The organism is Paenibacillus sp. GYB003, assembly GCF_036577625.1.
Taxonomy (GTDB): domain Bacteria; phylum Bacillota; class Bacilli; order Paenibacillales; family NBRC-103111; genus Paenibacillus_AB.
Window position 1 is genome coordinate 1 of sequence record NZ_JARBDC010000031.1, and the last position, 20,075, is coordinate 20,075.

16 protein-coding genes and 1 pseudogene are annotated in these 20,075 nt (G+C 60.7%); 12 read left to right on the forward strand and 5 right to left on the reverse strand.

Going from position 1 to position 20,075, the window contains the following annotated elements; translation table 11 throughout:
• Positions 1-559, forward strand: a pseudogene (locus tag PV407_RS10560) (KipI antagonist); the annotation flags it as partial.
• A 673-nt stretch (positions 560-1,232) separates the two neighbouring features.
• Here PV407_RS10560 and PV407_RS10565 read toward each other — a convergent pair.
• Positions 1,233-2,156, reverse strand: a complete 924-nt coding sequence (locus PV407_RS10565; protein WP_332089882.1) for a proline dehydrogenase family protein — start codon at positions 2,154-2,156, stop codon at positions 1,233-1,235.
• A gap of 241 nt (positions 2,157-2,397) precedes the next feature.
• Between PV407_RS10565 and pruA the strand changes: the two genes are divergently transcribed.
• From pruA to PV407_RS10580, 3 genes are all read left to right on the forward strand, one after another.
• Positions 2,398-3,945, forward strand: a complete 1,548-nt coding sequence (gene pruA / locus PV407_RS10570) for an L-glutamate gamma-semialdehyde dehydrogenase (protein ID WP_332089883.1) — start codon at positions 2,398-2,400, stop codon at positions 3,943-3,945.
• Positions 3,946-4,007: 62 nt separating this feature from the next.
• Positions 4,008-5,351 (forward strand): RNA polymerase factor sigma-54, encoded by a 1,344-nt coding sequence (rpoN, locus tag PV407_RS10575; protein ID WP_332089884.1) that lies wholly within the window; start codon positions 4,008-4,010, stop codon positions 5,349-5,351.
• Between the two features lie 176 nt (positions 5,352-5,527).
• The gene (locus PV407_RS10580; RefSeq protein WP_332089885.1) at positions 5,528-6,562 is read left to right on the forward strand and encodes a zinc-dependent alcohol dehydrogenase; all 1,035 of its coding nucleotides are present in this window, start codon (positions 5,528-5,530) and stop codon (positions 6,560-6,562) included.
• A gap of 190 nt (positions 6,563-6,752) precedes the next feature.
• Here PV407_RS10580 and gerQ read toward each other — a convergent pair whose 3' ends face one another.
• On the reverse strand, positions 6,753-7,241 hold the full coding sequence (gerQ, locus tag PV407_RS10585; RefSeq protein ID WP_332089931.1) for a spore coat protein GerQ: 489 nt from the start codon (positions 7,239-7,241) through the stop codon (positions 6,753-6,755).
• 233 nt (positions 7,242-7,474) lie between these two features.
• Here gerQ and cyoE point away from each other — a divergent pair, with 233 nt between their 5' ends.
• The 3 genes from cyoE (at position 7,475) to PV407_RS10600 (ending at position 10,116) form a co-directional block, all read left to right on the forward strand.
• On the forward strand, positions 7,475-8,416 hold the full coding sequence (gene cyoE, locus PV407_RS10590; protein WP_332089886.1) for a heme o synthase: 942 nt from the start codon (positions 7,475-7,477) through the stop codon (positions 8,414-8,416).
• 133 nt (positions 8,417-8,549) lie between these two features.
• Entirely contained in the window at positions 8,550-9,161 is a 612-nt protein-coding gene (locus tag PV407_RS10595) for an SCO family protein (RefSeq protein ID WP_332089887.1), read from the forward strand.
• 31 nt (positions 9,162-9,192) lie between these two features.
• Positions 9,193-10,116, forward strand: a complete 924-nt coding sequence (locus PV407_RS10600; RefSeq protein ID WP_332089888.1) for an AEC family transporter — start codon at positions 9,193-9,195, stop codon at positions 10,114-10,116.
• 116 nt (positions 10,117-10,232) lie between these two features.
• Here PV407_RS10600 and PV407_RS10605 read toward each other — a convergent pair whose 3' ends face one another.
• From PV407_RS10605 to PV407_RS10615, 3 genes are all read right to left on the reverse strand, one after another.
• Positions 10,233-10,583, reverse strand: a complete 351-nt coding sequence (locus PV407_RS10605; protein ID WP_332089889.1) for a toprim domain-containing protein — start codon at positions 10,581-10,583, stop codon at positions 10,233-10,235.
• A gap of 302 nt (positions 10,584-10,885) precedes the next feature.
• Complete coding sequence (locus PV407_RS10610; RefSeq protein WP_332089890.1) at positions 10,886-10,990, reverse strand: sporulation protein YjcZ; 105 nt, start codon at positions 10,988-10,990, stop codon at positions 10,886-10,888.
• 141 nt (positions 10,991-11,131) lie between these two features.
• Positions 11,132-12,316 (reverse strand): MFS transporter, encoded by a 1,185-nt coding sequence (locus tag PV407_RS10615; protein WP_332089891.1) that lies wholly within the window; start codon positions 12,314-12,316, stop codon positions 11,132-11,134.
• Positions 12,317-12,654: 338 nt separating this feature from the next.
• Here PV407_RS10615 and PV407_RS10620 point away from each other — a divergent pair, with 338 nt between their 5' ends.
• From PV407_RS10620 to PV407_RS10640, 5 genes are all read left to right on the forward strand, one after another.
• Complete coding sequence (locus PV407_RS10620; RefSeq protein WP_332089892.1) at positions 12,655-13,086, forward strand: hypothetical protein; 432 nt, start codon at positions 12,655-12,657, stop codon at positions 13,084-13,086.
• A 45-nt stretch (positions 13,087-13,131) separates the two neighbouring features.
• The gene (locus tag PV407_RS10625) at positions 13,132-14,280 is read left to right on the forward strand and encodes a transglutaminase domain-containing protein (RefSeq protein WP_332089893.1); all 1,149 of its coding nucleotides are present in this window, start codon (positions 13,132-13,134) and stop codon (positions 14,278-14,280) included.
• Positions 14,281-14,791: 511 nt separating this feature from the next.
• Positions 14,792-15,505 (forward strand): HAD-IA family hydrolase, encoded by a 714-nt coding sequence (locus PV407_RS10630; protein ID WP_332089894.1) that lies wholly within the window; start codon positions 14,792-14,794, stop codon positions 15,503-15,505.
• Between the two features lie 3 nt (positions 15,506-15,508).
• Positions 15,509-17,545, forward strand: a complete 2,037-nt coding sequence (locus PV407_RS10635; RefSeq protein ID WP_332089895.1) for a peptidoglycan D,D-transpeptidase FtsI family protein — start codon at positions 15,509-15,511, stop codon at positions 17,543-17,545.
• Positions 17,546-17,692: 147 nt separating this feature from the next.
• Positions 17,693-19,738 carry a peptidoglycan D,D-transpeptidase FtsI family protein gene (locus tag PV407_RS10640; RefSeq protein ID WP_332089896.1) on the forward strand — a complete coding sequence of 682 codons (2,046 nt, stop codon included), beginning with the start codon at positions 17,693-17,695 and terminating at the stop codon, positions 19,736-19,738.
• The last annotated feature ends 337 nt before the right edge of the window (positions 19,739-20,075 follow it).

The following is a 20,075-nucleotide window of genomic DNA, read 5'->3' on the forward strand; positions in this document are numbered from 1 at the left end:
GGAAGACGCGGCGCCGGATGCGGCGCGGGGCGCTGCCGGCGGCAACGCCGCCGCGCCTTTCGCCGCCGCGAGCTGGTTCGTCCCGCCGCGCTTCCGGATGGAAGCGGCGGATGGGCGCCGTGCGGCGGAGCGGGTCGTGCGCGTCGTGCGCGGCGCCGAATTCGAGCGATTCACGGCGGACAGCCGGGAGCGGCTGTTCCGCGAGCCGTTCGCGGTGCGGCCGCAGTCGGACCGGATGGGCTGCCGGCTCGGGGGGCCGCGACTGGCGCTCGCCGCCCCGCTGGAGCTGCTGTCCGAAGGCGTCGGCGAGGGGACGATTCAGGTGCCGCCGGACGGCGAGCCGATCGTGCTGCTGGCCGATCGGCAGACGATCGGCGGATACCCGCGCATCGCCCACGTCGCCGCCGTCGATATTCCGCTCGTCGCCCAGACGATGCCGGGGGAGACGATCCGGTTCGCGGAAATCGCGCTCGCCGAAGCGGAGCGGCTGCTGCTGGAGCGGGAGCGCCGCCTGCGAGCGCTGAAGGCGGCCATCGCGCTCCGACTGTCCAAAAAATGATACAGTCTACCGCCGTGTCCACCGAATTAGACGGCTTAACAAACAGCAAAGCCGCCGACGCATGCTTTTCAGCTGCGCCGGCGGCTTTTGCTTGCGACAGACGTCCGGAATAGCGGACGTTTGGGCATCTTATTTTACGGTTCAAGGGAGGGGAGACGAAAATAGCGGACGTTTGAACCTTTTTTCGGCGCATTTTCGGCGCATTTCGGGTCAGACCGGCCTGCTGCCACGAAATAAGAGATGCAAAAGCCCCTTAATTGTCTCCCGTCCTTTGCCGTCGCCTATTTAGCAGTCCCAAAACTCTGCTAAGCCCGCAACGCGCGAAGCTCCCAGCGAGCGGTGTTCGGCGTCCCATGACGGTGGTCAAGCACATGCCGATACCCAAAGCGTCACCGCCAACCGAAGCATCACCGCCAACCAAAGCGTCGCCGCCAACCGAAGCGTCACCGACAACGGAAGCTTCACCGCCACCCGAACCGTTTCCCCGGCCGAATCTTTAACCTCAAACGCGCGCGAATGCCGGCCGTGCGTTCAACGAAGCGGCGGCCGTCCGAGCCACGCGGGCACGACGTCCGGCGCGGTCAGCCGGCACGGCGCGAGACGGGGAGATCCCCCTTCGCTAAAGCACCCCGCCGAGCTTTCCCGATCGAAGGCCCGGACATCAACGTCAACGTCAACGGAACATATTTTTGACGACGAGCCACAAATTGGCCGGCTTCTCCGCCAGCCGCCTCGTATAGTACGGGTACCACATCGAGCCGTACGGAACGTAGCAGCGGACCCGGTAGCCTTCGGCGGCAAGCTGCGCCTGCTCGTTCATCCGCAGCCCGTACAGCATTTGAAACTCGAAGGCGTCCTTCGCGATGCCGTGCCCGGCCGCATAGCTTTTGGTCCAGGCGATGATGCGGTCGTCGTGCGAGGCGACGGCCGTGTAAACGCCGCTGTCCAGCGCGGCTCCGATCAACGCCTGAAAACGGCGCACGACTTCGGCGGCGTTTTGATAGGCGATCGAGGCCGGCTCCTTATAGGCGCCCTTTACGAGCCGCAGCCGAACGCCTTCCCGAAGCAGCTCGGCGGCGTCCGCTTCGCTCCGGTGCAAATAAGCCTGGATGACCGTTCCGACATTCGTCAGCCGCTCGGCGCGCAGCCGGCGAACGATGTCGATCGTCGCCTGCGTATGGGGCGAATTTTCCATGTCGATGCACACGAACATATTCGATTCGCTCGCCTTGGCGACGACCGCGCGAATGTTCGCATAGCACGCTTCCGGATCCAGGGCGAGCCCCATCTGCGTCGGCTTGAGCGATACGTTCGATCGGACGCCGGACCGGACGATGCCTTCGATCAGCTCGATGTATTCGTCGCGGTAGCCGCTTGCCTCGTCCAAATGCCGGATTCCTTCCCCGAGATGGTCGAGCGTGGCCAGTATGCCTTTGCGGTTCAGCGCCTCCACCTCCGCCAAGGCGCCTTGCAGCGTCGGGCTTGCGATAAATTTGCTCGCCAGCTTTTGTCCGTATTTGAGCGACAGCGCTTCCACGGCTTTGCTGCCGGCGATCGTCAACAGCGTTTTGCGGTAAAGCTCGGTCCCGATGCTCACGGGCAGTTCCCCTTTCGGATCGTCGTTCATACATTTTATGAAGAAGCACGAATCGTGCCAAACGTTCGCGGCGTTTTCGGATTCCGCTTCCCGGATCGATGAAGCTGGCACGGAACTTGCTTGATCGTTATCGGGAGCGGGATCGGCGGACGACCGAGGCAACCGCATGCTTGGCGCCGCCGCGAAATCGCTCTCGGGAGCAACGATACTTTTCCGATAAGTCGGAAGGAGGAGCCGTCAAATGAGAACACCGTTTTCGAACGAGCCGTTTACCGATTTCAAAGACGAGCGGAACAACGAGGCATACGAGGCCGCCCTGCGGCAAGTCCGCGCCGAGCTCGGGCGCGGGTACCCGCTCGTCATCGGCGGGGAGCGCATCGCGACGGAACGCACGGCGAAGTCCGTCAATCCGGCGTCGACGGCGCAGCTGATCGGGACCGTGTCGCAGGCGGACACGGCGCTCGCCGAACGGGCGATCGAAGCCGCCGCCCGCGCGTTCGAGACGTGGAGGCATGCCGATCCCCGCGAACGGGCCCGCTATTTGTACAAAGCGGCCGCGCTGATGCGCCGCCGGAAGCATTATTTTTCCGCGTGGCTGACGCTGGAAGCGGGCAAAACGCGCGAAGAGGCGGACGCCGACACGGCGGAGGCGATCGATTTCATGGAGTTTTACGGACGCGAAATGGAACGGCTTGCGCTGCCGCAGCCATTGACCCGCATCGAGGGCGAAGACAACGAGCTGTACTACATTCCGCTCGGCGTCGGCGTCGTCATTCCGCCGTGGAATTTCCCGCTCGCCATCATGGCCGGAATGACGACGGCGGCGATCGTCGCCGGCAATACGGTCGTTCTGAAGCCGGCCAGCCCGACGCCGGTCATCGCCGCGAAATTCGTCCAATTGCTCGAAGAAGCCGGGCTGCCGGACGGCGTCGTCAACTATTTGCCGGGACCCGGGGGCGAAGTGGGCGATTACTTGGTCGACCATCCGCAGACGCGGTTTATCAGCTTCACCGGCTCGCGCGACGTCGGGCTGCGCATTAACGAAAGGGCGGCGAAAACCGCTCCCGGCCAAAAATGGATCAAGCGCGTCATCGCCGAGATGGGCGGCAAAGACTCGATCGTCGTGGACGCCGAATGCGACCTGGAGCTGGCGGCCGACGCGATCGTCGCCTCCGCCTTCGGCTTTTCCGGGCAAAAGTGCTCGGCCTGCTCGCGCGCGATCGTCCACGAGGACGTATACGACGACGTGCTGGCGAAAGTCGTCGAACGGACGAGGAAGCTCGTCACGGCCGATCCGGCCGTCGCCGGAACGAATGTCGGACCGGTGATCGACGACAAGGCGTTTGCGAAAATTCGCGAATATATCGAAATCGGCAAAGGCGAGGGGCGTCTCGCGCTGGGAGGCGGCACGGGCGATCCGAACGGCTATTTTATCGAGCCGACCATTTTCGAAGGCGTCGATTCGCGGGCACGGATCGCCCAGGAAGAAATTTTCGGGCCGGTCGTCGCCTTCATCAAGGCGCGCTCGTTCGAGGAGGCGCTCGAGATGGCGAACGATACCGAGTATGGGCTGACGGGCGCCGTCATTTCGAATGATCGCGCCCATCTCGAGCTGGCGCGGCGGCATTTTTTCGCCGGCAATCTGTACTTCAACCGGAAATGCACCGGGGCGCTTGTCGGAACGCATCCGTTCGGCGGGTTCAACATGTCGGGCACCGATTCGAAAGCCGGGGGACGCGACTACCTGCTGCTGTTTACGCAGGCGAAGCTCGTCTCGGAAAAATGGTAACGGTTTCGTTCGCGCGTCGCTTATAATGGAGACAGCGACTACCGGAAACGGAGGCGAAGGCGTTGATCGGCCCGCGCTTGCTGCAGGAGCAGCATCTGAAACTCGCGATCACCCCCGAATTGAAGCAATCGATCCGCATATTGGCGATGTCCGGCGACGAGCTGTTCCGGTACGCGCAGGAGCAGGCGCTGGACAATCCGCTTCTCGACTGCGACGAGCGGCCCGGGCGGATCCGGCGGTCCGAACCGTCCGCATACGGCCGCCGCGCCGTGCGCCGTACGGCGGACGCGGACTACGATCCGCTCCGGAACGCCGCCGACGCGGGCCGCGTTTCGCTCGAGCAGCGGCTGCTGGGCGAGCTGCGCCAGCTGGCGCTGCCGCCCGAGCTGTACCGGATTGCGGCTTATTTGGCCGGCAACGTCACGGAAAGCGGCTACCTGGACGTCCCGCTGGAAGACGTCTGCGCCGCCCTCGGCGTGACGGAACGGACGGCCGCGGAGGCGCTCGGACGGCTGCAATCGCTCGATCCGCCCGGCATCGGGGCGAGAACTTTGCGGGAATGCCTGCTGCTGCAAATCGACCGCGACCGTAATCCCGCGCCGTTCGCCCGCGATATCGCGGACCGCTTCCTGCCGCACCTCGCCCGCGGGAAGCTGGACGCGATCGCCGGGGCGCTGCGCGCCGATAAAGCGCAGGTCGCGGCGGCGGCGAGCTATATACGCGGGCTCGACCCGAGGCCGGGCTTGTCGGCAAGCGACGAGCCGCCCGTTTACGTCGTGCCCGACGCGGTCGTGGAGGCGGCGCCGGACGGCTTTGCGGTCGAGATGAACCCGGCGAGCGTACCGCGGCTGTCGCTGAACGGCGACTACTGCCGCCTGCTCGACGGTCCGGTCCCGCCCGAAGCGTCCGCCTTTTTGACCGGCCGGCTGCAGTCGGCGCAATGGCTGATCCGCTGCCTGCGCATGCGCCAGCGGACGCTGTCCGGCGTCATCCGGGCGATGTTCGAGGAACAGCCGCATTTTTTGGCCGAAGGCGTCGGGGCGCTGCGGCCGATGACGATGGCGACGATCGCGGAAAAGCTCGGCATTCACGAGTCGACGGTGAGCCGCGCCGTTCGCGATAAATCGGTCCGGACCCCGCACGGCGTGTTCCCGCTCAAATTTTTTTTCTCGTCCGGCCTCGCGTCCGAAGGCGGCGGGACGGTGTCGGCGAAAGCCGTCAAGCTGCGCATCCGGCGGCTGATCGAAGGCGAGAACAAAAGCCGTCCGTATTCCGACCGCGAAATCGCCCGCGAGCTGGCCGCGCAAGGCGTCACGCTGTCCAGACGGACGGTGGCCAAGTATCGCGACGAGCTGAACATCTTGCCTTCCTCGCTGCGCAGGCGGGAGGAATGTCATACCGGTTGAAGCCGAAGGGCTGCTCCGCGTCCGCGATTCGCGGCTGCGGGGAGCCCTTCGCCGCGTTTCCGGCCGTCCCGTTTTCGCCGCCGCGAAGCGGAATTGACCTGCGACCGCCGGAAAGCTAAACTACTAAATATGTACGGAAAATTTTACGACATTAATGAAGCAGGGGAGCTTACAGCATGAAGGTGGTAACGTCGAGGAAAGGCCGGATTTATACGGAGCAAATGCCGGAACCGGCATGCGATACAAATTTCGTTATCGTGGAAAACGTTTATTCGGCGATCAGTCCGGGCACGGAAATGCTTATTATCGACCGGAGCAAGCATGTCGAACAAGCGCTCGCGCTCGGGTACAGCTCGGCCGGCATTGTCCGCGAAGTCGGCGAAGGGGTGGACAAGCTGGCTGTCGGACAGCGCGTAGCGTGCTACGGCGCGCCGTTCGTCCGGCATGCGGAGCGGATCGCGGTGCCGAAGCATTTGGTCGCGCCGCTTCCGGACCATGTCGACATGCGCGAGGCGGCGTTCGTCGCCCACGGGGCGATCGCCATCCATGCGCTGCGCCAAGCCGATCTCCGTTTCGGAGAAACGGCCGTCGTCGTCGGCCTCGGCATACTCGGCCAGCTGCTGTGCCAAATCGCGAACTCGGCGGGTTTCCGGGTCATCGGCTTCGATCTGCTGCCCGAACGGGGGGAGCAGCTGCGGGCGAGCGGCGCCGGCTGGGCGTGCGCGACCGCCGAGGAGCTGGCCGAAGCGATCCGCATCCGGTCCGAAGGGGCGGGCGCAGATGCGGTGTTCGTTTGCGCCGGGGGCAAGGCGGGCGGCTTGATCGACCAGTCGATGGAATGGCTGCGCGATCGCGGCAAAATCGTCATCGTCGGCGACGTGAAAACCGAATTCGACCGGAACGCGATGTTCAACAAGGAGATTCAGGTACTCATTTCCCGCGCCGGCGGACCGGGCCGCTACGATCCGACGTACGAAAAAGCCGGCGTCGATTATCCGATCGGCTACGTGCGTTGGACGGAAGGACGCAATATGGGCGAATACGTCCGTCTGCTGGCCGACGGCAAAGTGCGCGTAGGCTCGATGATTACGAGCACCGTGCCGGTCGATCGGGCGGCGACCGCCTACGAGCGGTTCATCTCCGACCCGCGCGGACAGCTCGGCGTGCTGCTGGCGTACGAACGGGTGCCGGCCGAGGTTGCGCCGATGTAAAGCTTCCGCTCCGGCAGGCAAACGGAACGGCGGACGCCCGCCGGACGATCGCGGCTGTCCGGCGAAAGGGCGAAATGCCGTCCGCCTGCAAAGCAGGACGCCTCCAAACCGTCTACGGGAGCCGGGATGGAGGCGTCTTTCGTGCCCTTTCGGACTTTCGGAAACGTTAACCGTCTTAATCGTTGCCCGTTTAACGGAACGGGTACGTATACTGCAGCGGCTCGTCGAACGTAGCGTAGTCGAGATTGACCATAAGCAGCAAATAACGCATGCCCGTTTTCGGATCGCTGATGATGATATGGTCGCGCCCGGCGGCCTCCAGCACGCCGCGGAAAATTTTCGCGTTCCATTGGCTGTTGTTTTCGTACGTCATGTATAAGGTGACCGTCTTGCCCAGGTTCAGGCGAAGTATGTTTTCCACAAAGGATTCTTCGGCGGGGAGCATGCCGGGCGGCGTATACGTCGCGGAGGGATACGCTCCGGGAACACCGGTGGGCATTCCGGCGGGCAATCCGCTCGGAGTGCCGGGCGGAATTCCGGGCGGCGTGGCCGCCTGTTGAGTCTGGTAGACGGGAGTGCCGGAGCCGGGTGCGGAACCGGAACCGGATGATTGCGTCCCCATTGGATAATAATAGTACTGCGGCGCCGCGGCGCTCTGCCTGAAAGCATTCGCGTTCATCATAATTAGGTTGAGCCTCCTTCGAAATGGTTGCCCTTTGTTTCCGCCCGGGCATAGGCGAAAACCTACATATACAGTGTATGGGCTTATGGCGGAAACGTGACACCATTATCGACAAAATTATGAATTCGGACACCGTTTATTGTAAAAAACGGCCCGGGTTGCTATGATATGTTTTGACAACGCCGCAACGAACGGCGTCGAAGGAAGCGTTCGGGAGGTTTGACGCTATTATGGACAATCAGCTCAGCATCGACAGCGCCGCTGCCGCCGAAGGGCAAGAAGCGCCTGCCGCCATAAGAAAAGCGACTTTGAAAGACTTCATTCAGCTCGCCAAGCCGGGCATTTTGTTTTCGAACATCATTACCGCGTTCGGCGGCTATTGGGTAGCTTCGGGGAACGCGGGGGGAACGTTCGACGTTCCGCTCATGATTTACGCGATGCTCGGCACGCTGCTCGTCATGGCGTCCGGCTGCGTGCTCAACAACTATTTGGACCGCGATATGGATACGAAAATGTCCCGTACGCGCAAACGCGCGCTTCCGACGGGCATTGTCGATCCGAAAGTCGTATTCTGGTACGGAATCATACTCGGCGTGGCCGGCTTGAGCGTACTCAGTCTGCTCGTCAATCCGCTCAGCGGGTTGCTCGGCGTCGTCGGCCTGCTCGTCTACGTGCTCGTCTATACCGCTTGGCTGAAACGCACTTCGCCGCTCAGCACGACGATCGGCGCCATCTCGGGGGCGATGCCGCCGGTAATCGGCTATTGCGCCGTCACGGGGCAGCTCGATATGGGCGCATGGATTTTGTTCGGCATTTTGTTTTTCTGGCAGCCGCCGCACTTTTGGGCGCTCGGCATTCGCCGCAAGGAAGAATACCGCGCCGCCGGCTTTCCGCTGCTGCCGGTCGTGCACGGCAACGAACTGACGAAAATGCACATGATTCGTTTTCTCGTCATGCTCGTGCCGGTATCGCTGCTGCTGTACGCGTACGGCTACGTAGGCGAAATTTATCTCGTGGCGGCGATCGTGCTCGGTCTCATTTGGACGTTTATCGGCCTGGCCGGCTTTAAAACGAACGACGACGATAATTGGGCGAAGCGGATGTTCGTGTTCTCGATCAACTACTTGCCTTTGCTGTTCATCGTCATGATTCTCGATACGATTCGCGCGTAAATAACGGACGGCCGGCCCAAAGCCGGCCCGTTCCGCGTCAAAACGGAACAAGCTTTCGCAAGCTTGTTCTTTTTTCTGGAAGCGGGAAGGTTCGAGGACTTATGCAATTTATAGCGGTCTGGGGGAGAAGATTATGGGCGTTTTTTGGCAAAAGCATTGGTTCAAAGTGTTGGCCGCCGTTCTCGTCGTCGCGGCCGCGGCCGGTTTCATCTATAAATCGCGCGGGGGCGGGGAAAGCTACCCGGTCATCAAACAAGCGGCCGATTTCAAGCTGGAGCACGTCGACGGCACCATGACGGGGCTTTCCGACGACAACGGCAAAGTGCGGCTCGTCTACTTTTTTTGGTCGACGTGTCCGGACGTATGCCAGCCGACGACGTTCGAGCTGTCCAAAGTGCAGGAGGAGCTGCAAAAGGCGAACCTTCTCGGCACGGACGCCGTCATGTATTCGATCAGCTTCGATCCGGCCCGGGATACGGCCGAGCAGCTGAAAACATATTCGGCGCGCTTCAATGCCGATCCGAAAGGCTGGAAGTTTTTGCGGGGCGACGAAAAGGCGGTCAAAGATTTGGCGTTGAAATACGGCGTATCGGTCGTGAAAGACGCGAACGGCAACTTCGCGCATCAAAATTCCGTCGCGCTCGTCGACCGCTCGGGCAACATCCGCAAATATTTTGTGGCCGCCGACGGCAATTTGAACTACCGGCTCGTCGCCGAAGCGGTGAAAACGGTGGCCAAGCCGTGACCGTAACTTCAACAAAAGAGGGTAGCGCCCGGTGTCTTATTTCGTTCACATACTTCTGAACAATGTCGTGCCGTTAAGCTTGCTCATCGCCCTCGGCGTCGTGCTGCAGCGCGCCTTCAAGCTGGATATCAAGACGCTGTCGAAGCTGAACTTCTACATGTTTTCGCCGGCGATCATGTTCCAGATGCTGTACGAATCGCAGCTTTCGCTCAAAATCATGTCGCAGGTGCTGCTGTTTTTTTTCACGTTCTTCTTCGCCATGTTCGGCGTCGTCGAAATCGTCATGCGGCTGCGCGGGTATAAGGACGGGATGCGCAGCGCCATGCGCAACAGCGTCATTTTTTACAACAGCGCCAACTATGCGATTCCGCTCAATCAGCTCGTCTTCGTCGGCGACCCGTTCACGCTGTCGATCCAGATCATCATCATGATGATGCAGAGCTTGATCCCGAACACGTACGGCGTTTATGCGGTCAACGCGCACCGGCAGAAGCTGAAGGACACGCTGAAAACGATACTTACAATGCCGGTCATCTACGTCATTCCGATCGCCCTGTTCATGCGCGGGCTGCATATCCCGGTGCCGCACCCGATCTACATCTCGGTCGACTACATCGCCAAAGGGTTTATCGCCACGGCGCTGACGACGCTCGGCGTGCAGCTCGGGAGCATGAAGTGGCAGCTGAAGCTGCGCGACGTCGCCATTTCGAACGTGCTGCGGCTGTGCGTCGGCCCGCTGCTCGGCTTCCTGATCGTGCTGGCGTTCGGCTTCCACGGCGATATGGCGAAGGCGCTCATTTTGTCGTGCGCCGTTCCGACGTCGCTCAGCAGCGTCCTGCTCGCCGTCGAATTCGACAACGAGCCGGAGTTTTCGTCCCAGGCGGTGTTTTCCTCGACCGTGTTCAGCATCTTCACGGTGACGTTCGTCATCTATTTGCTCCAATTTGTGGCGTAAAGCCGCCGAAGCCCGCGGGTCGATTCGACCTGCGGGCTTTTTGTGCGCGAATCCGGGCTTAACCGCCGACGCCGGCACCGAAGCCGCAGACAGAAGCCTTATTGCTTCAACCCCGGCTACGCTATCGGCCCCTGCTCCGGATAACGGATAAATTCGTCCAGTCCCGCTTTTTCGAGCTGCTGTACGATATATTCGTCCGGCGTTCCTTCCACGCCCGCATAACCGCGCCGCGTATAAATTTGCTCCGCGTCCGGAAAAGCGTCGCGCAAAATGCCGCGAATCCGTTTGCCGGACGGATCGTTGTCGGTGAACAAGTAAACGTCGCGCCCGCCGATCTTCTTTTTGATCTGCTCCAGCTTGTCCGTATTCAGCGTGCCGTTCGTGCACAATATTAAAATGTCGTCGGCGAGCAGCCGGCGCAGCCTGCTTTTGTCGTTTTTCCCTTCCACGATGATCGCGATCGACATGTCGGCACCCCCCGAAAGCGGCTTGTTTGCATCGCATTGTCGTTTTTACCAGTATAGCGAATCGGCGATCCGACAAACAAGTACGGGGAGCGGCGGATTTCCCGGGAAATGTCGATCGTGCGGAGAAGACGGGGCGAACGGGGAGCGGACGCTTCGCGCGGGTGTCGAATGGAGGCGAATCGTTAAGCACGTTAACGATTAACGCCGCGTCGACCGGCGATGAAACGGCGAAAAGCCGTCGCTTCGTGCGAACGGCTTCTGTCGCGCGTTCGGTTCATCCGGCGGCTCGGGAGGCGTGCGGATTAAAACCAGCCCGAGCGCAAAACGATGACGAGCAGGATGTACAGAACAAGGATAATCGCCGTCGAAGTGTACAACCCTCCGATTCCGGGTTCGCAATGCGACATGTATCATTCACCCCTTCTCGGCTGCAAAGATTTGTCGATTTGACACTACTATCGTATTGGCGCCCCGGGCTGAACGACTGTGCATTCGCCCGCACTTGGGCAAAATGGGTGACTGTCCGCGCCCGGCCGGCAAACGTCCCGTCAATCCGCGACCGGCGGAGCGTCGCCGGCCGTGCCGATTTTGCCGGGAACAAGAAGCGTCAAAGCAAGCATCAGGATGACGAAGGCGATGAAATACGGAGAGATCGCATGACGCAGCTGGCCGGCCAGAACGGGGCCGATGAACGCCCCCAGCGAGGAGGAGATGGCCATGAACGAGAAGACGCGGCCGTACCGGCTGGCGCTGGAAACGCTGGCGAGCAATGTCGCCATGGCCGGGAAGACGATGCCTTTCGCCATGCCGATCAAAAACAAGGAAAACGTCAGCGGGACCGGCCAGCCGACGGCCAGCCCGAAAAACGCCAAGGCCAGCGCGAAGGCGCCGACGGCCGTGCGGGCGAACGGCGAATATTTTTGCAGAAACAGCAGGCTGAGCGTGCACAGCGCGCCGATGCTGACGATCGAAAACAGCAGGCCCGACGTGAGCAGCGACTGCTGCGACGATTTCATGAGCGGCAGCTCGAAATACAATATGCCCTGCGAGCAGGCGAGTCCGAGCGGCACGCCGTAAAACAGCCACGGAATGCCGCCGCCGTCCGGCGAGTCCGGGCGGCGCAGCGCCGCGTTCGGCTTAAGATGGCCGACTACGGGGACAACGCCGCCGTGGCCGGCCGCGACCGGCGTCGTATCGCGAATAAAGAAAAAGGCGCAGGCGCCGATCGTGACGAGCGCCAGACCGAGCAGGCCGAACGCCGTCGTAAAGCCGACTTTGGCGACGAGCAGCGCGCCCGCCGCGGGCGATACGACCGATGCGAGCGTATGGACGAGCCCGTTTCCCGCCATCAGCTTGCCCTGCTGCGTGCGGTTCGAGCCCAGCTTGGCCAGCATCGCGAGACAGGCGGGGGACAAAAAGGCGAGGACGAAGCCGCTGATCGAGCGGATGAGCAGCAGCTGCCACGGCCCTTCGACCTGCGATTGAAACAGCAGCAGCACGCCCGCAAACAGCAGGCTGAAGCAGATGAACAGCTTGCTGCCGTACCGGTCGACCCAATAGCCGGCCAGCAAATTGCCGGGAAGATGGGTAAGCGAGTACATGCCCATCATCCAGCCGATAAACGTCGGGGCGGCTCCGAGCGAGATGGCGAACGGGGTAAGAATCGGATATTGGGCGTGCAGATCGAAAAACGCGACGAACATGAACAAGTAGAGCCAAATGGCCGTCTTCATACAGTAGCCCCCTTCGAGTAAGCCTCACCATACTTGTACGTCTTTGTCCGGCGCGTTATGCCTGAACGGCGAACTTTCGCGGGGAGGCGCGGACGGGGGATGCGGGAACGGGACGGGAAACCGTTCCGGGATGCCGGCGGCGGAAGGCCGATTGCTTTGCGGAAACGGTTTTGTATGATAAGCTAATTGTGACAACGATGCGAGTTTGGCCGTTCGGAGGCTCCGGCTCGATCGCGGAAGCCGGCTTTCGTTCGCGCCCCGCGCCCGGCGGCAATCGCGGGAGGTTCCCGCCATTGCTCGCCCAATGATCACCGACCGGTCGAAAGGATGAACGTTTCATGGATCAGCTCGTACTTTTTTTGCAGGACCGCTGGCTTGTCGTGCTCGTCGCGCTCGTCGTACTGTTCGTCGTCATTAAAATCGTCAAAACGGTACTGAAGTGGGTCCTCGTTCTCGCCATCGTAGCCGGATTGATTTATTACGGCTCGACGTACACCGAGCAGCTGAAAGACATCGGGGAAAACGTGGCCGCGACCGCCAAGGAAGCGGTAGGCGACCTGAAGGAGAAGGCGATACAAGGGCTCGCCGGCAAAGACGCCGCATACAAAGACAACGGCGACGGCACCTATACGGTTACGGCCGGCGGCATTCGGCTGGACGGCCGAAACGGCTCCGACAAGGTCAAAATTACGATTGCCGGCGTATCCGCCGAATTTACGCTGGACGACGTGCTCAAAAAAGCGGTCGAGACGGCCCAAAAGAACGGTTAAACCGGTTCGATTCGGTTCAAGCTGGAGCGAAGGGAGGAATGTTTGATGGACGATGCCGCATTGTGGTTCCAATCGGTTTCCGTCAACCTCGTTTCGGTCGTTCTCGTTTGCATCGTCCTCGCATCCGTCGTTCAAGGCGCGGTCCGGGGAGCGTCGGGCTCCGCGCAGCGGTTTATGATGTTCGCGGCGGAAGGCGTCGCGACGGTCGTCAGCGTCATCGTCGCCTGGAAGCTGGCCGATTCGCTTTCGCCGGCGCTGCAATCGTGGCTCGTCTCCAAGAAGATCGCCATTCCGAACGAGGAGATCGGGTTTTTCCGGCAAATGGCGTATACGTTCGTCACCGGCGTACGCGATTTTCCGCTGCTTCGGATCGGCACTTTGTTCGTCGTCGTTTACTTGGCGTGCAAAACGATTTTGATTCGCGTCTGGCTGTTCGCCGCGATGCGGACAGGCCTGCTCGGCGCCTTCGGGGGCGGCGGCCGGACGTGGGTGAGCAGCGGCGTCGGCGGGGCGATCGGCTCGCTGATCGGCTGCGGGCGGGCGCTGCTGCTGATCGGCTGCCTGTTCGTGTACACGGCGATGTACCCCGCATCGCCGTTCACGAAGTATGTGCAGTCGTCGGGCTTGTACATGCAGGGGGCGACCCAGGTGATCGCGCCGGTCGGCGGCGATTTGCTGGCCAGCCGGCTGCCGGTGTTCGCGAAAGCGGTCGGGGAAGAGTTCAACCATATTTTGCAGCGCAAATACGAGGTGATCGACGCCCGCATCCCGAACGATATCGCCGAGGCGGCGAAGCAGATTACGGCGTCGAAAACGAGCGACGAAGCGAAGGCGAGGGCGCTGTACCAATGGGTCGGCTCCCGCGTGCAGTACGACTGGGACAAGGTGCGGCTGTACGAGGAAAAGCGGATCTGGAAGGAGCAAACCCCGGAGGAGACGTTCGCCACGCGCAAAGGCGTTTGCATCGACTATTCGCGGCTGTACGCGGTCATGGCCCGGGCGGTCGGCCTCGACGTGAAGGTGGTGACCGGACTCGGCTACGACGGTCAAGGCGGCTACGGCCCGCACGCCTGGAACGAAGTGTACTTGGCCGAGTCGAAGGAATGGGTTCCGCTCGATTCGACGTGGATGTCCAGCGGCGGCAACTGGTTCGATCCGCCGGGCTTCGACAAAACGCATATTCGCGGAGCGTAATCGCCCGCGAGCGAGGAAGCGGCGCCGGCCGCAGCACCGTCCGACCCGTTCGGACGGTTTTTGCCGTTGCTCCGGCGATTCCGGGAGGCGAACGTACGGGTACGCCTCATTTTATTTTACGGGTCCGTCGTTCCGCTGATCTTCCATGGAATGTCTCCATCTAATCCGTCTCCGAACAGGTGCCGGTCCGTTTTAACGGGAAAACGTACCGGTAAATCCGCTCCGCATCGGCAAAACGCGAGAATCGGGCATAGTTAGCGGGAGGTTTTCCGGCAAATGCGGCCGGCAGCGGGGAATGCGGGAAAATAGTAGGAGGTTTTCCCGGTACCACGGCTGCCCGCGGAGCTCTCGGCGCAATATGGCGCCCGCATCGCGGCGGTCGAGCCTACTTTTACCGAATCGATCAGCGGCCGCCCCGGTTGTTTCCGCGCCGTCTTTTTTGGCAAAGAAGCCGTCCGGTATGGTACACTGAAGGAAGCGGACTTTTTTCATTCGGCAAGGAGATTGTGGCATGAACGTATCCTTACACGGCGTCACGGCCGTTCTATTCGACGCGGGCGATACGCTGCTGGCGATTCCCGGCTCGCGGGCGATTATGCAGCGGTATTTGGCCGAACGCGAGCTTCATCTGGAACAGGACGCGATCGGACGGATGTTTGACGAAGCGTTCCGCACTTTATACTACGAGAAACGGTCGGACGGCACCGAGCTATGTTCGCCCGAATCGGACCGCCGGTTTTGGGCCGACCTGTATACGTATGTGTTGAACGGCTTGGGCGTAGGCGAGAAGCGGGGCGAAGACATCATCCGCCGCTGGAGCCACGAGCTGTACGACTTGTTCACTTCCCCGGAGCATTACGCGCTGTTCGACGACGTCGAGGAGTCGCTGGAGCGGCTGAAGCGGGCCGGCTACAAGCTCGGCATCGTATCCAATTTCGCGCCGACGCTGAAGGCGATTTTGCGCCATAAAGGCATCCTGCACTATTTCGATCCGGTCGTCGTTTCGACCGAGGTCGGCCTGGAGAAGCCGAATCCGGCCATTTTCCGGCTGGCGCTCGAGCTGGCCGGCCTGTCGGCGGAGGAGACGCTGTACGTGGGCGATCACGACAAAAACGACATATGGGCGCCGAACCAAATCGGCATTCGCGCCGTCAAAATTAAAAGATACGCCCATATGACCGGGGACGGTATCGTTTCGCTTCGACAGCTCGGGCAAGGAGTGTGAGCTATGGCCGTAAACATGGAAGACCTCGACAAACAGGAACTGATTCGCCGGCGCCATTTTTCGTTCCGGCTCAATTTCTTTTTCTTCTGCACGTTTCTGCTGTTTTCCGTCCTGATCGTCCGTTTGGCGCTGCTGCAATTCGTCGACGGCAAAAGGTATTCCGAGGAGGAGTCCAGCAGCTCGATCGTCCCGCACTCGATTCCGCCGATCCGCGGCAACATTTACGACCGGAACAATTACCCGATCGCCACGTCCGTTTCGACGCAGTCGCTCTATTATACCGTCGACGCGAGCAACAAGGACAAAGACTCGGTCATCGAGCTGGCGAAAAAGCTGGAGGAGGCGTTCCGGCTCAAGGGCGATCCGGCGAAAACGCAGCCGACCGCGGACGAAATCATCAAGCTGATGGACGTCGGCTACGATTTGAACAAGAACAAGACGAAGGAGCCGAGCTACTACTCGATACCGCGCAAAATCAAAGGCGATTTGACGCAAGAGGAGATCGCCTACTTCTCCTGGTACCGCGACGAGTTCAAGGGCGTCGACATTCAGGAGGAAAGCATTAGGGAGTATAACGAGAAACGGATCGCCGTCCAGCTGGTCGGCTATTTGAAGCAGTTTTCCGGCGCGCGCAACTCGAACGGCTTGAAGTTTTATCAGGAAAAGGCGAAATCGACCGACCCGACGGAAAAATATCTCGACAACGAGTACGTCGGCTTCGACGGCATCGAATACATGTACCAGGAGGAACTGCGCGGCAAAAACGGCGTGAAAAGCTACCCGGTCAACGCCGAAGGCAAAATCGTCGGCAACGTCTCGATCACGAAGCCGGAAAAAGGCCAAAATCTGTACCTGACGATCGACAAAGACGTACAGCTGACCGCCCAGGAAGCGATCGTGAATCATTTGAAATATATCAAAAGTCCGGCAAGGGACCGCTGGACGTATGCGCCGTATGCGACGACCGGCTACGCGGTGGCGATGGAGGTCGATACCGGCAAAGTGGTCGCGATGGCGAGCATGCCGGATTACGACCCGAACGTCTGGTACGGCGGCTTGACCGACGAAGAGTGGAGTGACATTATGCTGTACTACCGCAACGGTACGATCAGCGACGTGCCCGCGGACTGGAAAGACGCCAAGGAGAGGGCGAAGCATCCGTCCTCGCTCGTCTATCTCGGCTCCACGATCAAGCCGCTCACCGTGCTGATCGGGCTGCAGGAGAAGCTGATTACCGTGAACGAAACGTACTACGACTCCGGTTCGACGTCGTTCGGCAAAGACAAGACGACGATTCGCAACTCCGACGGCCGGGCATGGGGACCGTTGAACGCGATCAGCGCCATCGCCCATTCCTCGAACACGTACATGACCGACATGATCGGCCTGCGCCTGTACGGGCGGCCGAACGCGCTGAATACGTGGGACAGCTACATGAAGCAGTTCGGTCTCGGCGTGTTGACGGGCAGCGGCTTGCTCGGGGAAAAGGAAGGCGTGCTCGACTACTTCCACGAGGCGGAGAAGGCGAGCGCGCAATCCGCTCTGGCGCGCGCGTCGTGGGGACAGCTCGGCCGCTACACGCCGCTGCAGCTCGTCCAGTACACGGCGATGCTGGCCAACCGCGGCGAACGGCTCAAGCCGCAGTTCGTCGACCGAATCGAAACGAACGACGGGCAGATCGTGAAAACGTTCCAGAGGGAAGTGCTGAACACGGTCGACATTCCGAAGCCGTATTGGGATGCGGTGCAAAAAGGGATGGAGCAGGTGAACAAATCCGGCTTCGACGGATTTCCGTATACGGTCGCGACGAAAACGGGGACGTCGACGCAGAGCGTGGCCGGCAAAGACGTCGACAACGCCGTGTTCATCGCCTATACGCCCGCCGAGAAGCCGAAGCTGGCCGTGGCGGTCGTCGTGCCGGAAGGCGGCTTCGGCTCCTACGGCGCCGCTCCGATCGCGCGGAAAATTTTCGACGCGTACGATCGCGCCGTCGGCCTGACCGGCGTGCCGAACCCGAACGCGGGTCTCGCTCAGCCGTAACCGTCGTCCGAATAATGCAAAGACAATAAATGAGCGAACGCCTCCGTATTCGGCATAAAACGTCGGAACGGAGGCGTTTTCGTTTGAACCCTTTCATTCGCCAAAACGTCCAATTGATGGAAACGATTACGGAGCGGGGCGATAAGTTTGAACAACGAAGATACGGCCAAACAAGAGCTTGTTCGCCGGCGTCATTTTTCGTTCCGGCTGAACTTCTTTTTTTTCTGCGCGTTTTTGCTGTTTTCCGTCCTGATCGTCCGTCTCGCGCTGCTGCAATTCGTCGAAGGCAAGCGATACACCGAGGAGAAGCTGAACAGCTCGTTCATGTCGCATTCGATTCCGCCGATCCGGGGCTCGATCTTCGACCGGAACAGCTATCCGATCGCGGTGTCCGTTTCGACGCAGTCGCTGTACTATACGGTCGACGCGGGCAACAAGGACCAGGACGCGATCGTCGCGCTGGCGTACAAGCTGGAGGAGGCGTTCCGGGAATACGGCGACAAAACCAGGCCGCAGCCGACCGCGGACGAGATCATCAAGCTGATGGACGTCGGCTACGATTTGAACAAAGCGAAGACGAAGGAGCCGAGTTATTACTCCGTTCCGCGCAAAATCAAGGGCGATTTGACGAAAGAGGAGATCGCCTACTTTTCCTGGCACCGCGACGAGCTGAAAGGCGTGGACATTCAGGAGGAAAGCATCCGGAACTATAACGAGAAGCGGATCGCCGTCCAGCTGGTCGGCTATTTGAAGCAGTTTTCGTCGGCCCGAAGCGAGACGAACGGCTTGAAATTTTACCGGGACAAGGTGAAATCGACCGATCCGACGGACAAATATCTCGACAACGAGTACGTCGGCTTCGACGGCATCGAATATATGTACCAGGAGGAGCTGCGCGGCAAAAACGGCGTGAAAAGCTACCCGGTCAACGCCGAAGGCAAAATCGTCGGCGGCGTCGAAATGACGAAGCCGGAAAAAGGCCGAAACGTGTACCTGACGATCGACAAAGACGTGCAGCTGACCGCCCAGGAAGCGATCGTGAATCATTTGAAGTATATCAGAAGCCCGGCGCGGGACCGGCTGACGTATGCGCCGTATGCGACGACCGGCTACGCGGTCGCGATGGAGGTCGATACCGGCAAAGTGATCGCGATGGCGAGCATGCCGGATTACGATCCGAACGTCTGGTATCCGCGGCTGCGGCCGGACGAATGGGACGACGTGATCAAATATTACCGGAACGGATCGATCACGGAGGTTCAGGCGGATTGGCCGACGGTGGAGGAACGGGCGAAGCATCCGTCCTCGCTCGTTTATCTCGGCTCCACGATCAAGCCGCTCACCGTGCTGGTCGGACTGCAGGAGAAGCTGATTACGGTGGGGGAAACGTATTACGATACCGGCTCGACGACGTTCGGCAAAGACCGGACGACGATCCGCAATTCCGACGGCAAGCCGTGGGGCGCGTTGAACGCGATCAGCGCCATCGCCCGTTCGTCGAATACGTACATGACGGATATGATCGGGCTGCGCCTGTACGGCCGGCCGAACGGGTTGAACGTATGGGACGACTACATGAAGCAGTTCGGCCTGGGGGTGCTGACCGGCAGCGGCTTGCTCGGGGAAAGCAAAGGCGTCGTCGACTACTTCCACGAGGCGGAGAAGGCGAGCACGCAATCCGCGCTGGCGCGCGCGTCGTGGGGGCAGCTCGGCCGGTACACACCCCTGCAGCTGGTTCAGTACGCGGCGATGCTCGCCAACCGCGGCGAGCGGCTGAAGCCGCTTCTCGTCGAAAAAATCGAAACGAACGACGGCCAGGTCGTGCAGTCTTTCCATAAGGAAGTGCTGAATAAGGTCGACTTTCCGAAGCCGTATTGGGATGCGGTGCAAAAAGGGATGGAGCAGGTCGGCAAGCAAGGCTTCGACGGGTTTCCGTACCCGGTCGCGACGAAAACGGGGACGTCGACGCAAAGCGTCAAAGGCAGACATGTCGACAACGCCGTGTTCATCGCCTATGCGCCGGCCGACAAGCCGAAGCTGGCCGTTGCGGTCGTCGTGCCCGAGGGCGGCTTCGGCTCGACCGGAGCCGCCCCGATCGCAAGGCATATTTTCGACGCGTACGACCGGGCGATCGGACTCACCGGCGTGCCGAAGCCGAATGCGGGGGGCGGCGCCCCCGTCGGCCGGCCTTGACGCCGGCCGTTCTTGCCTTCCGGTTCCATTCGGGCTGTCCGGCAGTTCGAGCTGTAACGAACCGAAGACGAAAAATCTTACGCCGGGGCCGCTTCAAGCGCGACGGACCGGTGCTTCGAAACGCCCCGCGCGTTCGAGCCCGATCGAGAACGACGCCGGCGAACCTTCGATACGCCGGATTCGAATGCGGCCATTTTTTTTAAAATAAATGTTGCATCAGGGAAACTTATTTGCATATAATTAAAAAAGAAAGCTGTATACAATAAAACGGTCCGTGGACAACTAATGGGGACGAGTGCAACTTTGGGAGAGAACGGCATTTGTTCGGTTATGGCGG

Bases quoted from the DNA above. Each gene is read 5' to 3' on its own strand.
- pruA (WP_332089883.1), top strand. From the start codon at position 2,398: ATGAGAACACCGTTTTCGAACGAGCCGTTTACCGATTTCAAAGACGAG.
- PV407_RS10580 (WP_332089885.1), top strand. From the start codon at position 5,528: ATGAAGGTGGTAACGTCGAGGAAAGGCCGGATTTATACGGAGCAAATG.
- gerQ (WP_332089931.1), bottom strand. From the start codon at position 7,241: ATGAACGCGAATGCTTTCAGGCAGAGCGCCGCGGCGCCGCAGTACTAT.
- cyoE (WP_332089886.1), top strand. From the start codon at position 7,475: ATGGACAATCAGCTCAGCATCGACAGCGCCGCTGCCGCCGAAGGGCAA.
- PV407_RS10595 (WP_332089887.1), top strand. From the start codon at position 8,550: ATGGGCGTTTTTTGGCAAAAGCATTGGTTCAAAGTGTTGGCCGCCGTT.
- PV407_RS10605 (WP_332089889.1), bottom strand. From the start codon at position 10,583: ATGTCGATCGCGATCATCGTGGAAGGGAAAAACGACAAAAGCAGGCTG.
- PV407_RS10610 (WP_332089890.1), bottom strand. From the start codon at position 10,990: ATGTCGCATTGCGAACCCGGAATCGGAGGGTTGTACACTTCGACGGCG.
- PV407_RS10615 (WP_332089891.1), bottom strand. From the start codon at position 12,316: ATGAAGACGGCCATTTGGCTCTACTTGTTCATGTTCGTCGCGTTTTTC.
- PV407_RS10620 (WP_332089892.1), top strand. From the start codon at position 12,655: ATGGATCAGCTCGTACTTTTTTTGCAGGACCGCTGGCTTGTCGTGCTC.
- PV407_RS10625 (WP_332089893.1), top strand. From the start codon at position 13,132: ATGGACGATGCCGCATTGTGGTTCCAATCGGTTTCCGTCAACCTCGTT.
- PV407_RS10630 (WP_332089894.1), top strand. From the start codon at position 14,792: ATGAACGTATCCTTACACGGCGTCACGGCCGTTCTATTCGACGCGGGC.
- PV407_RS10635 (WP_332089895.1), top strand. From the start codon at position 15,509: ATGGCCGTAAACATGGAAGACCTCGACAAACAGGAACTGATTCGCCGG.